Here is a 17,737-nt window from a genome sequence, read left to right as displayed (position 1 = left end):
CGTGATCCGCTACCGAAGGTGCCTCCATCGTTGCGGGCACGAGGGGGGATTGACCACGCAGATATCGGGGCTCAGGCTAAGCCACACTTATGGTGACCCAACGCCAGCTTCCGTCGCTTGCCGCCATCCGTGCCTTCGAGGCGGCGGCGCGGCTGGGCAGCTTCGCGCGTGCCGCCGAAGAGCTCGACACCAGCGCGGCATCGGTGAGCTACCACGTGCGGCGGCTGGAGGCCCAGACCGGTACCTGCCTGTTCCTGCGCCATGCACAGCACGTAGAACTGACGGCGACGGGGGCCAGCGTCGCGCAGGAGGCCACCCGGGCATTCGATGCACTGCGCGCCAGCTTCATGCGCGCCGCAGACATGGATGCGGCGCGACTGCGCCTGTCTGTACTGCCCACGCTGGGCACCAGTTGGCTGACGCCGCGACTGGGCACGTTCCGCGCCCGCCACCGGCAGTTCGTGCTGGAGCTGGACCTGTCGGCAGCGCCGCAGGATCTGGCCGCCGGTCACTTCGATGCGGCCATCCGCAATGGCCAGGGCGGATGGCCAGGTCTTCAGGCAACTCCTTTGTTTCCCAGCGTGTTCACACCGTTGTGTGCGCCGGCGCTGCTGCCGACGGCGCGTGGGCTGGGCAGCAGCGTGCTGGAGATTCCCTTGCTCGGGCGGCCGGACTGGTGGGCCCTGTGGTTTGCCGCGCACGGGCACATGCCACCACCGGCACCGGAGAGTTTCGTCGCGCCCTTTGCCGTCGAGCATCTGGATGTCGGCGCCGCGATCGCAGGGCAGGGCATTGCCATCGGTTCGCCGATCCTGTTCCAGGCCGAGCTGGATAGCGGGCGCCTGGTGCAGGCGCATCCGGGGGTCGCCAGCGACGGTCGCAGCTTCTGGTTCGTGGCACCCACGGCGCGAGGTGGCAGTGCCAAGGTCATTGCATTCCGTGACTGGCTGGTCGAGCAGGCCGCCGAGGCGCGGCATGCAGCCCGCCATTACCTGGCCCGGGCGGTAATGCCATGAGCCAGAGCCCCGAACTGCTGCGGCGCCTGCTGCGCGCCAAGGACCGGATGGATCGGGCCAGCCATGAGGAATGGCCCGTCGCGCGTCTGGCTGAGGTCAGTGCGGTGTCGCCGGCGCACTTCGCCCGCTCGTTCAAGCAGGCCTTCGGGCTGCCGCCGCACCGTTATCTGCTCAGCCGCCGCATCGAACGGGCGGTGGCGCTGCTGCGTGATACCGATCTGGCGGTGACCGAAATCGCCGCGCAGACCGGATGGCGCAGCCTCGGTACCTTTGGCCGCATCTTCCGTGACATCACCGGTGACAGCCCGGGCACTGTGCGCGAGCGTGAGCGTGCTGGCCAGGCGGCGTCGACCAGTGTGCCGGAATGCCACGCACGCGCCGCGCAGCGCCCGGACCTGAAGATCGCAGTTCTGGAGAAGCGCCGCCGTGGGCTGGTTGCTAACGTGGACCCCACCTGAGGGAGGTCCCATGACGAATTCTGTGAACACGGTCGGCCTGTATGTGCGCGACCAGGATGAGGCGCTGGCGTTCTACGTCGGCAAGCTCGGTTTCGAAGTGCATACCGACGTGCGCAATGGCAGCTACCGCTGGCTGACGGTACGCAGCCCGGGCCAGGACGGTTTCCAGCTGGGCCTGTTCGTGCCGGGTCCGCCCACCCACGATGCGGCCACCGCGCTTTCGCTGCAGCAGCTGGTGGCCAAAGGCGCAATGCCGCCCCTGGTGCTGGCTGTGGATGACTGCCAGGCGCGTTACACGCAGTGGTTGGCACAGGGCGTGGAATTCACCCAGGAGCCGATCGAGCGATTCGGTGCGATCGATGCCGGATTCCGCGACCCATCGGGCAATGGCTGGAAGATGATCGAAGCCCGTTCCGAGGCGAGGCGCCGGCAATGAGCCGCGGTGGCTGGGCACGGCCCGTGCATCGTTGGACCTCGATCGTGTTCACCTTGGCCGTGATCGCCAACTTCGTGGCGCGCGGGCTGGGGCAGGGCGAGCCGGCGGCGTGGATCACCTATGCGCCGCTGCCGCCGTTGTTCCTGCAGCTGTTCACCGGGTTGTACCTGTTTGCGCTGCACTACAGCGGCAGGTGCCGCAGCGCCGGGCAGGGCGCTGCGGGTTGACGCCGGGTCAGGCGGCAGCGTCGGCGGTGTAGGCCGCCAGCAGTGCGGGAAGATCTTCCATGCGCTGGAAGATCACCTGGGCACCGGCCGCGCGCAGAGCCTCGGGCGTGCTGTGGTGCGGGCCGCCCTCGCTGAAGCCGAACACGGTGGCACCTGCCGCCACACCGGCGGTCGCACCGGTCACGGTGTCTTCAATGACCGCGCAGCGCTTCGGATCCACACCCAGCGCGGCAGCGGCCGCCAGGTAGACGTCCGGGTGCGGCTTGGTGTTCGGCATGTCCTGGCCGCTGTAGACGTGGTCGCCGAAGGCATCGAGGATGCCGACCTTGCCCAGCTGCAGTTTCACCTTTAGCAGATCGGCGCCGGAGGCGCAGGCGATCCGCCCACCGGTGGCCGCAGCGATCGCACGCACGGCCTCGGGTGCCCCCTGGATCGCATCCAGGTCACGTTCCAGTGCCCGGTTGCGCTGCTGGCGGAACTCTTCAAGCCACGCCTCGGTGAACGGCTTGCCGGTGCGCTCTTCGATCAGCCCGGCCAGATGGGCCACCGACTGGCCGAGGAAGACTTCACCCGCCTGCGCCGGGGTCAGCGGCCAGCCGCGCTCAGTCAGCATCTCCGAGAGCACGCGGGCCACCAGCGGCTCGGAATCGACGAGTACGCCATCGCAGTCGAACAGCACGGCATCAAACGGGAAACGGGACATCTACAGCTCCAGGGGGCAATGCGATGGTGCAATTGCCCGCCATTTTCCCATAGTCGTCCCGGCCTGGCACCCGGACCGGATGCCAGCCATTCCAGCAGGCCTGGTCAGCCCAGGTCGCACCCGGCTGGCTGCGGCCAGGTGCTCGCCGGCAGCATGTTCTTCAGCGATGCCGGCGCGTTGATGGCCACGTAGCTGGCACCCAGCAGCTCCTCCAGATCGGCGATGGTCACCAGGTAGCTGTCCAGGCTGCCCAGATTGGCTTCGTTGGGAATGATCCAGCTGATCGCCTTGGCCGTGCCAGTGTTCGGATCACGGGTGATGATCGTCTTCCAGAAGAACTCCGGTGTCGGAATGCCGTGGCTGGAAAGGAAGTAGTCGTTGGAGGCATCGCCGTAGACCACACCGCCATAGACATCCACCGGCGCGATGTCGCGGTAGCACTCGGCCACGTTCTCGGCCTTCACCCAGATGCCCTGGTTGAAGCTGGAGACCTGCGGGACGATGTTGGTCATGTAGTTGGCGCGACGGATGTAGGTCGCGTTGTAGTCCATGTGATTGGAGGTCACCAGATGACCACGGTCATAGCCGGACTTGATGCTGGCGTAGGAGGCGGTGCTGTTCTGGCCGAGGCAGCCGGCCGGCAGGTCCGGATCCTTGTAGAAACTGGACGGGCGCGCGGCCGAACCAGTGTCTGCGGTCAGGGTGTATTCGTAGCGGGTGGCGCTGTGGATGCTGCAGTCATAGGTGAGCACGAAGCCGCCCTTGTTGAGGGTGACGACCTGGGCCTGGGCAGCGCCGGCGACGGCGCTGAGGACGAACGCGAGGAAGAAGCTTGCAAGGCGCATTGCGGTTCTCCAGCAGAAGTTCAGAGCGCAGCCGTCCGCCTCGACCTGGCAGGGCGAGGTCATGGGGAGACGGTGCGGAGTCGGGTGCAGCGGATTGCGGTGGGACGTGACCGAGCGGGTGGGGCCATGCCGACCCTGCGGTGTCGTAAGCGTCACAAGCTGTCGCCTTTCGGTCAACGACGAAAAGACGAAGCTGTGACCGCCCGCAAGCACTGGTGATGTGTCAGATCACGCGGCACGTGGCTGACACGCGCGCGTGCTAGGGCGGGGCGGTCCCCTTCGCCACCAGGCTCAGGGCTGTGCCCGCAACACGTAGTCGCCGCGGCGCGCTCCAGGTACCAGCGACCATCCGGGCGCCAGGCTCAGCGTCCATCCATGATCCTGCAGGGGCAGTTCGCCCGATGCAGGCGCCTGCACGAACACGGCCTTCCAGTCGTTCTGCATCAACGCTCCGTCGGTGACCGTCAACGTTCCCCAGATGTCGCTCAGCTGCATCGTGGGATATACCGTGCCGCTGCCAGGCAACGGCTGCATGTTGCCTGGGTCGAACTGGATGCGCATGCTGCGAAGATCCAGCCGCAGTACCGGGCCGGTTACAAAGCGGGCCTGGTTGCGTTCAAGCTGCGCAAGGCGCTGCTGTTCCCGCTGCACTTCCGTTTCGCGCAGCGCAGGCCCGTCATAACGCGCTGCCGTGGTGAGCAGTGCAGCTTCGTCGGTGAGTGGAGTGGTGTGCGTGCGCTCTGCCAGAAGTGAACCAAGATCCCGGGCGGGGTGGACAAGATTGCGATGCCATCCGGGCGCAACCTGGTCCAGCAGCAGGCCATAGGCCGGGCCGGTCGCGTAGGCGAACGAACGGACGAAGCTGCGATCACCCACATGGGCGCGAAGGTCATGAAATGCAGCTTCGATGCGCGCAGCGCGAGTTGGATTGCCGACGAGAACGCCGGTGTACTCGGCCAGGCCCTCGTTCAACTCCAGCGCGGCCTCGTCCCGGGAGGCGGCTGGGAAGTGACGGTGACGCTCAGCACGGAACGCGAGCGCATCGTTCATCGCGTTGCGCTGTGCGCCGGGGTCGGTTGCGGACAGTGCGGCGGCAAGTGCACGCCATTCCAGCTGCAGCCAATAGCGCCCTTCGAGCGTGTCGAGGTGCTCATTGCCGCCTTCTGCCGACGTTTCGATCGACAATGCGGGTTGCAGGCGATGGAACATCTCGTGGGCCAGCAGCATGCGTCGCCGGCTTTCGTCCTGTGGCAGCGGCCAGAGCAGCTGCGTCCAGCGGGTGCCGGACCATTCGACGGCGGTGTTGGCGATGATCGCGTCCGGCGGAAGCTGGCCGACGAAGACCTTTCCACGTACCTGCAGGCGGCCCTGTGCATCTGCATGGGATGCCGTGACCCGTCGACTGGTCCGGTCTACCAGCATCATCGGCCCACACAGCGACGCTCCCCAGAGTCGACCGTTGTCGGCCTGGCACAGCGCTTCCGCCTCTTCAAAAACTGCGCCGGCGGCGACGTCGGACAGCGCGGGTCCGTCCGCAGATACGGGGCCGACTGCACCCAGCATCAGGGCGGCAAGTGAGAGTGGCCGGGGCCTCATGGTATCCGTCCATCCTTGGGAAGTACCCCGTCATAGCATCGATCCAAAGGCTGCGACAATGCAGCAAACGTCATGCTGCGCCGCAAGGTGCCTGTCACCATTCGCACTGGTACGGTCCGATCCGTTGCACCACCACCGACGGGGAGAGACCACGATGCGCAAGGTATTGCTGCTGTTGATCCTGCTGACCGGGCTGGCGCCCACCGCCTGGGCGGCCACGGTCAAGACCACCCATCGCACCATTCCCAGCTGGGATGGAACGCCTCTCGGGGCCTTCGTCATCGAACCGCAGGACGCGGGCAGCGGGCGGTATCCCTTGCTGGTGATGCCCAGCAGCTGGGCGGTGCCCAGCGTGGAATACGTGGGCGTGGCGCAGTCGCTGGCGCGGCGTGGCTATGTGGTCATCAGCTACAGCTCGCGTGGCTTCTGGGAATCCGGCGGCAGCATCGACATCGCCGGGCCGGCCACGGTCGAGGACGTCAGCGCGCTGATTGACTGGGCGCTGGACAACACCCGCGCCGACCCGTCACGAATCGGCGTTTCGGGCATCTCCTACGGCGCCGGCACCAGCCTGCTGGCGGCGGCGCGCGACCCGCGCATCAAGGCAGTGGCCGCATTGAGCGGCTGGGCCGACCTGCAGGCCTCGCTGTACAGCAACGACACCCCCAGCGCGCAGGGCATCGCGCTGCTGGTGGCCGCAGGATTGGCTACCGGTCGCCCGGGACCGGAACTGACGACCATCAATCGCAATGTGCTGGTCGGCAACTACCAGGGCGCGGTGGACTCGCTGTTGCCGGTGGCGGCCCAGCGCAGCCCTGGGTCCAGCATCGATGAGATCAACGCCAACCAGCCGGCGGTGTTCCTGGCCAACGCCTTCAACGACAGCCTGTTCCCGCCGGGCCAGCTGGTCGATTTCTTCAACCGCCTGAAGGGCCCCAAACAGCTCCAGCTGCGCCATGGTGATCACGCGCTCAACGAAGCCTTTGGCGCATTGGGTATTCCCAACGAGGTCTACGATTCGGTGGGCGTCTGGTTCGACCATTACCTCAAGGGTGAGGCCAATGGCATCGACCGGCAGCCTGCGGTGCAGCTGAAGTCGCAGAAGGGCAGCTGGAGCACCTACCCGAACTGGCAGGCGACCAATGCGGGCGCCGTCAGCTATGCACTGACCGCACCCAAAGGCCTGCTGCTGCCGACGGGTGGGCTGGCGGAGAACGGTGGCAGCACCGGCTGGAACTACCGCATCGGCAGTGGCCTGCTGACCGCCGCCAATTCCGGTGTGGCGATGGCCTCAGGTGCACTGCAGATGATCAACCTGCCGCCGGGTGCCTATGTGCCTTTCGTTGGCCGCAGTGCGGCCGGCGTCTGGCAGGGACCGGTTCAATGGAGCGCGCGGCGCCTGGATGGCGCACCGGAAGTGCGTTTGACGGTTACCCCCAGTCGCGCCAACACCACGCTGTACGCCTACCTCTATGCGGAAGACGTGCTGGGCAACGGCCAGCTGATCAGCCACAAGCCCTATACGCTGCGGGGTGCCACACCGGGCCAGGCGAAGACCATCGACCTGCGGCTGGAAGCCAGCAGCTGGAACGTTCCGGCCGGCAGCCGCCTGACCCTGGTGGTTGATACGGTGGATCTGCGGTATGCGGGCATCAGCCAGTTGGGTGGGGCGGTGACCTTCAGCTCGCCGGCCAATGCGCCTTCGGTGTTGAAGGTGCCGCTGCATTGATGTGCGTTCGCGCCCGTTGCGGCGGGCGCGGGTTGCCAGGCTGGAAAACTGCGAGACTGGAGATCGATCCAAGGGAGGGGTGCCGGCATGATCATCGCAGGGCTTCTGATGGGCGCGGTGCTTGCCACACCCATTCCGCAAGGCGTTCCAACCGACTGGTCGCGCACGCTGCTGGCAGATCTGGATGCAGCCGATGCAGCCATGCGCGACAGTCATCCGGGCACGGTCGACCGGCGCAATCCCGGCTTCGTTCCCCAGTTGGAGGCAGCCTCGGCGCTTGCCCGCTCGCGCGCGGGCAGGGTCGACAGCTTCGCGGGCTACTGGTGGGCGATGAAGGGCTATGCGGCGTCCTTCAACGATGGGCATGTCAGCCTCAACGCGCTTGCCGACGTTCCCGATCTTCCAACGCAATGGCCAGGGTTCCTGACCGGCTTCGACGGCGATGTGCAGGTGGTCATGGCCGTGGATGGTGGTCCGGGCCATCCGCCGCTTGGGGCTCGATTGCTGTCCTGTGATGGTGTCGATGCGCAGACGCTGGCTGCGCGCCGGGTGGGTGACTTCAGCGGGCGTTGGAACCTGCAGGCCAGCCGCATCCATGGTGGCGGTGAAGTGCTGCTGGAGCAGGGCAATCCGTTCGTGTCCATGCTGAGCAGCTGCGTTTTTCGTGTGAATGGTCGAGAACAGCGCCATACGTTGCGCTGGGCGCCACTCGATCCGGGAAGCCGAAAGGAACGCCTGGCCGATACCCGCCGCAGCGTCCGCCCAGCCAATGGCTGGCACACGATGCCAGGCGGTGGCTACTGGATCACCACCAGCAGCTTCAACGCCGATCCCGCTGCGGCCAATTTCCAGGAGCTCACCCGGATGCTGCAGCAACTCACCCCGGCGACCGACGCGTTGCAGCAGGCGCCCCTGATCGTGCTCGATGTGCGCGGCAACAGCGGCGGTGCGTCGCACTGGAGCATCGCGCTGGCGCGGTTGATCTGGGGGCGCGAGGCCGTGGATGCAGTGCGTGACGACAGCTGGGTGGAGTGGCGGGCGTCCGAACCCAACATCGCCCAGCTCCGTGGTTTTCTGCAGAAACTGGAGCAGGCACCTGACGCATCACCGGCGCTGCTTCATATGCTGGAGTCCGTAACCGCAGGGATGGCGCAGGCAAGGGAGCAAGGCCAGCCATTGTGGCGGGAACCCACCGATGATCCGGCCGCCGCGCTATCGCAGGTAAAGCGGGCCGGACCCGGACACAAGGGCAGGGTGGTGGTCGTGGCTGATGCCGCCTGTGGTTCGGCCTGCCTCGATGCATTGGATCTGTGGAAGCGGCTGGGCGCGATGCAGGTCGGCGTCGAGACGTCGGCCGACAGCCTCTACATGGATGTCCGGCCAGAGCGGCTCCCGAGCGGCTTGGCCAGGATCTCCGTGCCGATGAAGGTTTTCCGAGGCCGGGTGCGCGGCTCGAATGAGCCACATGTTCCGGATCGTCGCTATGACGGCGACATGCGGGACACCGCAGCACTTGAAGCGTGGATCTCCGGACGATGATCCGGTCCTGGTGGCCTGCCGGTGACGCAGCACGGATGCATTAAACCTTTTCACCGGCCGCGGCATCCAACCCGCAATGAGCACGGCACCCGCTGCGGCTCTACTGACGGAAGGAGCCCTCGGATGTGCGGACTGCCTCGTACTGCGCTTCAATGCGCGATGTCGATCATGCTGGTGCCTTTCGCAGCCGGTGCTGCGGTCACCGAAATTCCCTTCGAGCAGGGCAAGGATCACCGGATCTATGTCGAGGGTACGATCAATGGCTCGCGACCACTGCGCTTTCTCATCGATACCGGCGCGTCGGCCATGGCGGTTGCCAGGCACATCCAGCAGGACGCGAAGCTGGTCATTGACGATCAGAGCGAGAACACCGGTTCCGATGGCGTCACGCTTCTCGACTACAGCACGCACAACGCGGTCCGGATCGGCAGCGTGCAGCGACCGATGGGAGCGGTGGTGATCGACTACAAGGGGCGCCCCTTCGATGCGGTACTGGGCTGGACCTTCTTCCAGGGCAAGGTCCTGGAAATCGACTACGACCGCAGTCTGCTGCGCGTGCACGACGATGTTCCCGACCTTGCCGGGTATGTCCGGGCCAACGTGCGCTGGATTGGCAACGTCCCGGTGATCCAGGTCTCGCTCGGCAACGGCAGCAGCACCTTTGCGCCCTGGCTTGCCCTGGACACCGGCAGCAACGGCAACATCGACCTGTCCTACGCCTTCGGCACCGCCCACCGCCTGCAGGAGGCGTTCCCGGAACGACTTGGAACGTCTCAGTTCAGCGGCAGCGCGGGCCGGAAGATACGCGCGGTGGATGTGCGTGTGCCCGAGGCCAGCATTTCGACCCTGCAACTGAAAGGGCAGAAAGCCTCGATCACTGTCGATGACGAAGGCTCCACGGACGACGGGACGCTTGGCAGCGAAGTGCTGCAGCAGTTCAATATCCTGCTGGATGCCCGTTCCGGCAGCATCTTTCTGCGCCCCAATCGTCGCTTCGTCACCGCGCCGGCGGAGTGATCACGCGCGTTCAGCGCCGGACATCCGCGCCTGCATTGCCCAGCAGAGCCAGCACCTGCGCCTCCGCCACCGGGCTGAAGTCGCCGGGAATGGCGTGCTTCAACGCGCCCGCAGCCAGTCCGAAGTGTACGGTGCCTTCTGCGTCGAGCCCGGACAGCAATCCGTGCAGGATGCCGGCGGCAAAGGCATCGCCGCCCCCGATGCGATCAACGATACCGGGCAGCGGGCGCGGTGGTGCCTGCGCCCGCGTGCCGTCGCGCCCAAGCAGCAGCGCGCCCAGGATGTGATGATCTGCACTCACCACGTCGCGCTGGGTGCAGGCCAGCCACTGCAGGTGCGGGAAGGTGGCAAACGCGGCCGCCGCAGCGGCTTCTGTTCGAGCGACCGCATCGTCCTGCGGAAAGTGCAACCCCAGCACCAGTTCGATGTCCCGATGATCGGCAAACGCAATGTCGGCCTCGGCGAAGATCTCACGCAGGATCGCCGCTGCGTCGCCACTCCAGCGTCGCCACAGTGAGGGACGGTAATTGCCGTCGAAGGACACCTGGACGCCGGCCGCGCGAGCCGCACGCACGCCCCCCCGCACCGTCTCGGCCACGTTGGCACCCAGCGCCGGACTCACGCCCGAGACATGCAGCAGGTGCGCGCCGGACAGCAGAGTGGGCCACGCATGATCCTTGGCACTGCTGTTTGCGAATGCAGAACCCGCCCGGTCATACACCACTTCACTGGCGCGCTGCACCGCACCGGTGGCCAGGAAATACAGGCCCATGCGGTCACCCTCCACTTCACGCACGCCGGCCACGCCCACGCCATGCCGCCGCAGCTCGGCCACCGCATGCCGGCCCAACGCGTTGCCGGCTACCGTGCTGACCATCTGCACGTCATGGCCTAGGCAGGCCAGCGAGACGGCCACATTGGCCTCGGCGCCCCCCACATGGACCTGCAGCTGCGGCGTCTGCAGCAGCAGTTCACGGCCGGGTGCGCCCAGGCGCAGCAGCAATTCACCGAAACAAACGACGCGGCTCATCGGTTCTCTCTCAGTCGGTGGCGGTGCAGCCCAGCATGCGCAGATCGATGGCATCGGCCATGCGCCGGTAGCCTTCGTCGTTGGGGTGCAGGTGGTCGCGGGTGATGTCGGCCGGCAGTGACTCGGGCAGCTTCGGATCACGCAGCGCGGCATCGAAATCGATGATGCCATCGAACCCGGTCTGCCCACCGCGCGCCCACTGGTTGATCGTGGTGCGAGTGGCTGCGGACACGGGCTCGTAGCGCTCGGAGCCGCCGAATGGGGTCAACGTACCCAGCCAGGCGCGGATGCCGTGCGCATGCAGCCGCGCCGCAACCTGCTGATAGCCCAGCAGCATGTCCGCCGCGTTGCGTCCAGGCAGCGGCTGCGCGCCACCACTGTGGCGGATGTCATTGATGCCTTCGAACAGGATGGCCTGATCGACATCGGCCACCGCGATCACATCGCGATCCAATCGTGACAGGGCGCTGTGGCTGCGGCCATGGTCAAGCAGCTTGTTGCCGCTGATGCCCTGGTTGAGCACCACAAACCTGTCCGGGCAGGCCTGCTGCAGCCGCTGCGCCAGACGCTCTGGCCACTGGTTGAACGTGCCGCGACGGGCCGTGGCGCCTTCCGTGATGGAATCGCCCAGCGCCACGATCACCTGGGGACGATCATCACGCTGCACCATCACCGCCGAGAACACGTTCTGCTGGTAGCTCATCCGCACGCTGTCGGCGACGGTTGCCTGCCTGCCATCCGCTACCCGCAGCTCGGTGCGGCGCACGGCGGGACGGGTAGGCTGCGGGAAATAGGCACTCACGCTGATTTCCTGCAGTGCCGCCACCGGCATCCGCACCGGATCGCTCAGCAGTGCGGCACCCACCGGCACCTCGATGACCGCGCGGCCATCCACTGTTACCGGCAGTGGTGCGGCTTTGCCGTTCTTCATTCCTAGGCGCAGGTCCTCGACCCGCAAGGGCACCGTGCCGAGTTCGTTGCTGATGCGCAGCCGCAGCGCATCCCCGCGGCTGCCGACGCGGATGTCCTGGCGCACGGTCTGTGCGGCGAACTGTACCGGCGCATCGGGCGTTCCGTCCTTGCGATCGGGCGCGGGCGCGGCCGTCCAGGCAGTGACCCACACGGGTGCGGCCCACACAGCAGGCGTGGCCGTGGCGGAACAGATCGCCAATGAAAGCAGGAGTGTCCAGCGCTGCATGGGCAGGATTCCAGTCAGGAGAAGTAGGTGCCGCCGTTGACGTCCAGATTCGCGCCGGTAATGAACGCCGCCGCATCCGAAGCCAGGAATACAGCGGCGTCAGCGGCCTCGTCCGGCGCACCCTGGCGGCGCAGCGGGGTGGCGCCGGCAACGGCCGTGCGCACTTCCGGTTTGGTGAACTCGTCGTGGAAGCGGGTGGCGATCATGCCGCAGCACAGTGCGTTTACCCGGATACCCTTCGGCCCCAGCTCCTTGGCCATGGCACGGGTGAAGGTCATCACCGCCGCCTTGGCGGTGGCGTAGATCGATGCGCCCGGGCCGCCACCATCACGCCCTGCCTGCGAAGCGAAGTTGACGATGGCCGCGCCTTCGCGCATGTGCGGCACCACCGCGTGCGTGGTGAGATAGGTGGAGGTGATGTTGAGGTCCATCACCGTGTGGAAGAACGCCGGGTCGATCTCGGCCAGCGGGCGACGCTGCACCATGCCACCGGCAACGTTCACCAGCAGGTCGATGCGCTCACCAAACGCGGCCTGTGCCGCAGCGACCAGGCCGGCGACGGCAGCGGCATCGGTGACGTCGGCGCGATGCACGATGGCCTGGCCACCGGCCGCCTGGATCTGTGCCAGCGTTTCCTGGGCACTGGCTTCATCATTGGCGTAGTTGATGCAGACGCGTGCACCGGCGGCAGCCAGTTTGATCGAAACGGCGCGGCCGATATCGCGGCCACCGCCGGTGACAATGGCCACCTTGTCCTGGAACGACATGCGGAAAACTCCTTGGTTTGCGGGGGAATGGATGTACTTGGAAAAGAAGATGACCCAGGCTCAGCCGCCGCGGCGGTCGAGCTTCTGGATAGGCCCGGTCCACCCCCACAGCGCAGCCAGCGACAGCGGCACCAGCGCGGCAACGAGGATGAAGATCGGGGCGTAGGAGTGGCGGGTCAGCACCGGCACCAGCCAGGTGGTGATCAAGGTGCCGGCCACGGCGGCCAGGCCCCCCAGGCCCGCCAGCGTGCCCACCGAGCGGCCGTCGAACAGATCGCCGGGGAGGGTCTGGATGTTGCCGATGGCCACCTGGAAGCCGAACAGCACGGCGGCGATCGCCAGCACCGCCAGTAGCGGCTGGTTGGCCAGCACGGCAGCCAGCAGGGCAGGGGCCATGATCACGCAGCCCAGCGTGATGGCCAGCTTGCGGGCGCGGTCCACGCTGTGCCCGGCACGGATCATCCGCCCGGACAGCCAGCCGCCGCTGAGGCTGCCCAGCATCGCGCCGACAAACGGCACCCAGGCGAACAGGCCGATCTGCTTGATGTCGAAGCCGAAGGTTTCGGCCAGGTAGATCGGCAGCCAGGACACGAACAACCACCAGATCGGGTCCAGCAGGAAGCGGCAGGCGAGCATGCCCCAGCTCTGCCGATGGGCCAGCAGCGAACGCACGCTCACCTTCGGCGCGGCGACATCCTGCTGCCCGGTCTGGTCTTCCATGATCAAGCGGCGTTCCGCATCGCTCACCCACGGGTGCTTGTCCGGGCCGGCGCGGTAGACAAACAGCCACGGCAGCAGCCACAGGAAGCCGATCGCACCGACCAGCACGAAGGTGCCGCGCCAGCCCAGCCACAGGTACAGGCCGGCGATGGCCGGTGCGGAGACAATCGCGCCGATCGACGCACCTGCGTTGAACACGCCCTGCGCCAATGCGCGCTCGCGTGCCGGGAACCACTCGGCATTGGCCTTGACCGCGCCGGGCCACGCACCCGCTTCGCTGATGCCGAGCATCGCCCGCACCAGGCTGAAAGACAGCATCGAATGGGTGATCGAGTGCAGCGCAATGGAGATCGACCACACGCTGATCGACAGGGCGAAACCGAGGCGCGTTCCGATCATGTCGAACAGGCGCCCGAACAGGAACTGGCCGGCGGCATAGAACAGCATGAACACCGTCACCAGCAGGGCGTAGTCATCCTTGGTCGCGCCCACTTCCTTGGCGATTTCCGGCCACATCACTGCCAGTGCGTTGCGGTCGATGTAGTTGATGACCGTAGCCACGGCGATCAGGCCCACGATCAGCCAGCGCACTGCTGAACGCACCGGCACCTTGCGCAGGTTGGCCACCACCGCAGGGCCGTTCATTTCGCGTCCCCCTTGCTGCGGTCCATGCGCGCGTGGCTGCCGCTCCAGCGGTAGGCATGGCCGTCGATGGTCACGCTGTGCTCGCCCTTGGCGCTGCTGTCATCGGCCACGCCCAGCGCGATGCGGGCTCCACTGGCAAGGCGCAGCTCGATCACCTCGGCATCGCTGCTGCGGGCGCGAACGATATCCTTGATGCGGCTGTCGGCGCCGTGCACGTACTCGGCGGTGCCGTTGTACTCGCCATGAGGCTCCAGCACGCTGAAGAAGGTCACGTCCTTCTGGCCTTCCACGCGCTGCAGCAGGGCGGGTTCGCGGCGCAGGTTGAATTCCGGGTCGTTGGCACCGCTTTCCACCAGCAGCGCCTGCGCTGGCGCACTGCTGGCAAAGCGGTAGGTGTAGAAGCGGCCATCCAACAGCCAGGCCAGCGAACGCGGTTCGCTGCCGGGTTTGCTGCGTGCATCCAGCCACAGGTGCTGGTAGCCGTTGTCCTTGCCCAGCACCGGGCGCTGGGCGGGGAAGTGTTCGGCCTCGAAGCCGGTGGTGACGATGTGGCCGTTGAAGTGCAGCGGCAGGTCGTAGCGCGCGGCCTTGTCGCCGTGCACCTGCAGCAGATCCAGCACCACCGGCAGGCCCAGGTCAGGGTGGCTAAGCAATGCCTGGGTGCGGGTGAAGACCACGCCAGGGTAAGCGCCGCGCATGGTTGCCGAGGCGACCTGGGTATCGGCATCGGCCTGGAAGAAGCGCACCTGCGGCGCGTGTTCCTCGCCGCGCTTCCAGTCGCCCTTGAAGTGGCTCTGCTCGTCCACTACCAGGGTGTTGTGGGCCACGGTCTGCTTTGCCCAGCTGCGGTTCTCGGCCAGGTAGATGCCACCACGCTTGGCTTCCACGTTGAGGAAGCGGGCCGCGCCGTAGTCGGTCACCACCGGGTTGCCGTTGTCGTAGAACAGCCAGTTGAGCTTGTCGAAGTGGCCGTGTCCCATGCCCTGCATGGTGTCCTTCTGCACCAGCGCCTGGCCGCGTTCGCCGTTCATGCGCAGAATGGCCAAGCCGCCGCGGTCGCCGTCAGGGCCGTCGCGCAGCAGCATCGGCCGGTAGTCGAAAGGCTTGGCCTTGTTCGCCGCCAGCGCCTGCGCCACCTCCAGCCCTTCGGGCGAAAGCAGCAGGCGCTTCTGCTGCTGGGCCACCGACAGCAGGCGGTCATCACCGGTACGCGCATAGGCGATGCCGATGCCGGCCACCAGCTCTTCGGTGTCGATGCCTTTGTCCAGGATGGCGTCGTTGATCGGGAAGAACAAGCCGTTGTAGCTGGACTGCACCAGCACATCCACGGCCTTCAACAGCACGCCGTCACGGCGCGCGAAGATTTTCCGCTGAGGTTCGTTGCGTTCTATGGCATTGGCGAACAGCAGGAACGGCGCCAGTGCATAGCGCTGGTAGTAGGGGCCTTCCTCGTAGTAACCATCGGGCGAGAACAGCAGGTCGATCTGCCGAAGGAAGCCGAATTGATCGTCCTTCCGACTGCCGCGCAGGGATTTCTCCACCAGCTCAGGGTCGCGCAGCACGTAGCCGGTCATGCCGGTGGCGGCCACCGCCCAGGTGGCGTGGTTGTGGATCTGGTCGTAGTTCTTCGGCTCACTGACGAGGAACTCGGCCATTGGCTGGAACACCTTCGATTCGATGGTGTTGCGGTCGTTGGCGGACAGCGCGTCGCGGATCGCGTCGTAGCCCTGGATGGCGTTGACCAGCCATACCGAATCGTTGAGCACCTGCCAGAACACGCGCCCGGGAATCTGCCCACGGCCTTCCGGGTGCGGGCCCAGCGTCGGGTAGAGCTGGGCATACTGCAGCAGCATGTCGCGCGCATAGTCCACGTAGGCCCTGTCGCCGGTCAGCCGGTACAGCGTGCCCGCCGCCAGCAGCGCCTGGTAGTTGCGCTTGTGCTGTTCATGGGTGCGCCCGCCGCCCTTGTCCTTGGGTACCGGCACGTCGATACCGGCTTTCATCATCTTCTTCAGCGTCGCCTCGGTGCGCGCCTGTTCCTTGGAAAACCACGGGTAGCGGCGGCCTTCGCTGGCCATCTGCTGCCACTGTGCGGCGGTGACCAGCACCGGCGCGGCCTCGGCCTGTCGCACGGCAGCAGTGGGGGCTGCGAACAGCGATGCGCTCGGCAGCAGGGCGAAGGGGGCGGCCAAAGCCAGGGAAACGAACAGCGGCTGCAACCTCATCGATCAACTCCATTGCGGGTGCGTGACAGGGCAACTTCGCCCACCTTGGGATACCAGGCAACGCCGGTCGCCTCGCGCGCGGTCATCGCCAGGGCAGGATCGGCACCCACGGCGGGCAGGGCAGCCGTGGCAACCCACAATCCGCTATCAGCCTGCTGCAGGCTGACACCACGGCTCTCTACGCCTCCCGGGAACACAGTGCTGGCTGCCGGCGACTGCACGTTGCCACTGAAGTCGATACCGGCCAGCGAACTGGCGGCATTGGGCGGGTTCCTGCTGGTGCGGTTGACGATCAGGTTGCCGGTGAAGCGGCTGTTGCTGGCGGCCACCACGATGCCCTTCGCCTCATCATGGCCGACGCCGAAACTGATCTTCGCCACGTCCACGAAGGTGTTGCGGCTGATCGTGGCATTCACCACCGGCGCATACCCGGACAGCGGCGGGCTGGCCTGCGCATCCATCACCGCCAGTGCCGAACGGTTGCTGGACCCGGCCAGTCGTTCGAAGTAGTTGTTGCTGACGGTCTGGTCGGCGTTGATGATGCGTACGCCGCCGGTGCCGGCCTTGTCATCGCCGAGGAAGACATTGTCGATCACCCGGTTGCCATTGCCGTGGCGCAGGGTCAATGCGCCGGCCGAACGATAGAACACGTTGCCGCGGTAGGTATTGCCGCCAGACTTGTTGGAGACGATTTCGGTCTCGCCGTCGCAGCCTTCGAACCAGTTGTTCTCCACGGTGCTGTTGGAATTGCTCAGTGAGGTGTCACTGGTGCCGACGCGAATCGTTTCACCGCCGTTGACGCCCAGCGCTGGGCGTGGGCCGAACCAGTTGTGGTCGATGCGGTGCTGGTTGTCCAGGCCCTGGGTGGCATCGCGCACCACCACCACGGTCGGCCCGGCATTGGTCTTGCCGCGCAGCTGGCTGTGATCGAGGCGGTTGTGGCTGCCATAGAAGGAAACCCAGTAGTCCTGGTCGCTGGCATCGGGGTTGGTGTAGTCGTCGATCACCAGGCCGGTGACGCGGCTGTTGCTGGCGACGGCCGTGCTCGACTCGCGGAATGCCACCACCGCATCACCCGGTGCGTAGCCGTTGCGGAACACCAGGTTGGACACCTGAAGGTAGCTCCCTGCCAGGCGCAGGTCCGAGCGCCCGCTGAGCACGACCTCGCCGGCGGTCTGCGCGCGCAGCACGATCGGCGCGGCTGCCGTGCCCTGGCCCTTCAGCAGCAACCGGGCGTCGGTCCAGATGCCGTCAGCCAACACGATCTCATCGCCGGGCTGCAGCGTCGAGGCGGCTGTAGTGAACTCAGCAACATCGTGGACGAGCCAGCTGGTTGCACTTGCAGCTGAAGTGGTCAGGCACATGACCAGACCAGTGGCCAGGCAAAACAGTGATGGATTGTTGGACGGGTGACGCGCCAGCGAGTGAATGCGCATGAAATCCTTCCAGGGACGGCCCGGCCGTCGTTTCAGGGTGGGTCTGCATACCACTTTCGGGTCTGTTGTAAGCCAGCCTTCGCGCAAAGTCATGCTGCAGAAGCACATTAAATTGCGATCAACTGGTATGGATCAAAGGCATTTAAACAT

At 66.2% G+C, this 17,737-nt stretch carries 16 protein-coding genes; 7 read left to right on the top strand and 9 right to left on the bottom strand.

Annotated elements, in window-relative coordinates:
* Positions 1-89: 89 nt before the first annotated feature.
* From ACW5IY_RS11810 to ACW5IY_RS11795, 4 genes are read left to right on the top strand one after another with little or no spacing between them, the layout of a single operon-like run.
* Entirely contained in the window at positions 90-1,016 is a 927-nt protein-coding gene (locus ACW5IY_RS11810) for a LysR substrate-binding domain-containing protein (protein WP_049433774.1), read from the top strand.
* Entirely contained in the window at positions 1,013-1,474 is a 462-nt protein-coding gene (locus tag ACW5IY_RS11805) for a helix-turn-helix domain-containing protein (RefSeq protein WP_010485555.1), read from the top strand. Before ACW5IY_RS11810 ends, ACW5IY_RS11805 begins: the two co-directional genes overlap by 4 nt.
* A gap of 10 nt (positions 1,475-1,484) precedes the next feature.
* Positions 1,485-1,910, top strand: a complete 426-nt coding sequence (locus tag ACW5IY_RS11800) for a VOC family protein (RefSeq protein WP_010485557.1) — start codon at positions 1,485-1,487, stop codon at positions 1,908-1,910.
* On the top strand, positions 1,907-2,137 hold the full coding sequence (locus tag ACW5IY_RS11795) for a hypothetical protein (protein ID WP_010485559.1): 231 nt from the start codon (positions 1,907-1,909) through the stop codon (positions 2,135-2,137). Before ACW5IY_RS11800 ends, ACW5IY_RS11795 begins: the two co-directional genes overlap by 4 nt.
* A 7-nt stretch (positions 2,138-2,144) precedes the next feature.
* On the opposite strand, the gene ACW5IY_RS11790 is transcribed toward ACW5IY_RS11795, so the two are convergent.
* From ACW5IY_RS11790 to ACW5IY_RS11780, 3 genes are all read right to left on the bottom strand, one after another.
* On the bottom strand, positions 2,145-2,840 hold the full coding sequence (locus ACW5IY_RS11790) for an HAD family hydrolase (RefSeq protein ID WP_049433773.1): 696 nt from the start codon (positions 2,838-2,840) through the stop codon (positions 2,145-2,147).
* A 104-nt stretch (positions 2,841-2,944) separates the two neighbouring features.
* Positions 2,945-3,685, bottom strand: a complete 741-nt coding sequence (locus ACW5IY_RS11785) for a DNA/RNA non-specific endonuclease (protein WP_049433772.1) — start codon at positions 3,683-3,685, stop codon at positions 2,945-2,947.
* A 291-nt stretch (positions 3,686-3,976) separates the two neighbouring features.
* Positions 3,977-5,248 (bottom strand): hypothetical protein, encoded by a 1,272-nt coding sequence (locus ACW5IY_RS11780; protein ID WP_239682873.1) that lies wholly within the window; start codon positions 5,246-5,248, stop codon positions 3,977-3,979.
* 187 nt (positions 5,249-5,435) lie between these two features.
* Between ACW5IY_RS11780 and ACW5IY_RS11775 the strand changes: the two genes are divergently transcribed.
* The 3 genes from ACW5IY_RS11775 to ACW5IY_RS11765 all read left to right on the top strand — a co-directional run bounded on the left by ACW5IY_RS11775 (position 5,436) and on the right by ACW5IY_RS11765 (position 9,566).
* Positions 5,436-7,010, top strand: a complete 1,575-nt coding sequence (locus ACW5IY_RS11775) for a S15 peptidase family protein (RefSeq protein ID WP_049433770.1) — start codon at positions 5,436-5,438, stop codon at positions 7,008-7,010.
* Between the two features lie 87 nt (positions 7,011-7,097).
* On the top strand, positions 7,098-8,549 hold the full coding sequence (locus ACW5IY_RS11770) for a S41 family peptidase (protein WP_049433769.1): 1,452 nt from the start codon (positions 7,098-7,100) through the stop codon (positions 8,547-8,549).
* A gap of 159 nt (positions 8,550-8,708) precedes the next feature.
* Positions 8,709-9,566, top strand: coding sequence for a retropepsin-like aspartic protease (locus ACW5IY_RS11765; protein WP_192840199.1), 858 nt, complete (start codon positions 8,709-8,711; stop codon positions 9,564-9,566).
* Between the two features lie 10 nt (positions 9,567-9,576).
* Here ACW5IY_RS11765 and ACW5IY_RS11760 read toward each other — a convergent pair whose 3' ends face one another.
* Genes ACW5IY_RS11760 through ACW5IY_RS11735 form a run of 6 tightly spaced genes read right to left on the bottom strand, consistent with a single transcriptional unit; the run spans position 9,577 to position 17,587 of the window.
* On the bottom strand, positions 9,577-10,596 hold the full coding sequence (locus ACW5IY_RS11760) for a sugar kinase (protein WP_049433767.1): 1,020 nt from the start codon (positions 10,594-10,596) through the stop codon (positions 9,577-9,579).
* A gap of 10 nt (positions 10,597-10,606) precedes the next feature.
* Positions 10,607-11,794: a GDSL-type esterase/lipase family protein gene (locus ACW5IY_RS11755; protein WP_049433766.1), complete on the bottom strand. Its 1,188-nt coding sequence runs from the start codon at positions 11,792-11,794 to the stop codon at positions 10,607-10,609.
* A gap of 14 nt (positions 11,795-11,808) precedes the next feature.
* Entirely contained in the window at positions 11,809-12,561 is a 753-nt protein-coding gene (locus ACW5IY_RS11750; protein ID WP_049409649.1) for an SDR family NAD(P)-dependent oxidoreductase, read from the bottom strand.
* A 60-nt stretch (positions 12,562-12,621) separates the two neighbouring features.
* A complete protein-coding gene (locus ACW5IY_RS11745; protein ID WP_049409651.1) occupies positions 12,622-13,926 on the bottom strand; it encodes an MFS transporter in 1,305 nt (434 codons plus the stop codon).
* On the bottom strand, positions 13,923-16,151 hold the full coding sequence (locus tag ACW5IY_RS11740) for an oligoalginate lyase (protein WP_049433765.1): 2,229 nt from the start codon (positions 16,149-16,151) through the stop codon (positions 13,923-13,925). Before ACW5IY_RS11740 ends, ACW5IY_RS11745 begins: the two co-directional genes overlap by 4 nt.
* Positions 16,148-17,587 (bottom strand): polysaccharide lyase 6 family protein, encoded by a 1,440-nt coding sequence (locus ACW5IY_RS11735; protein WP_049433764.1) that lies wholly within the window; start codon positions 17,585-17,587, stop codon positions 16,148-16,150. Before ACW5IY_RS11735 ends, ACW5IY_RS11740 begins: the two co-directional genes overlap by 4 nt.
* Positions 17,588-17,737 lie beyond the last annotated feature (150 nt).

This window comes from Stenotrophomonas sp. C-A (assembly GCF_054030835.1).
This window is presented reverse-complemented; position numbering and strand designations above follow the sequence as displayed.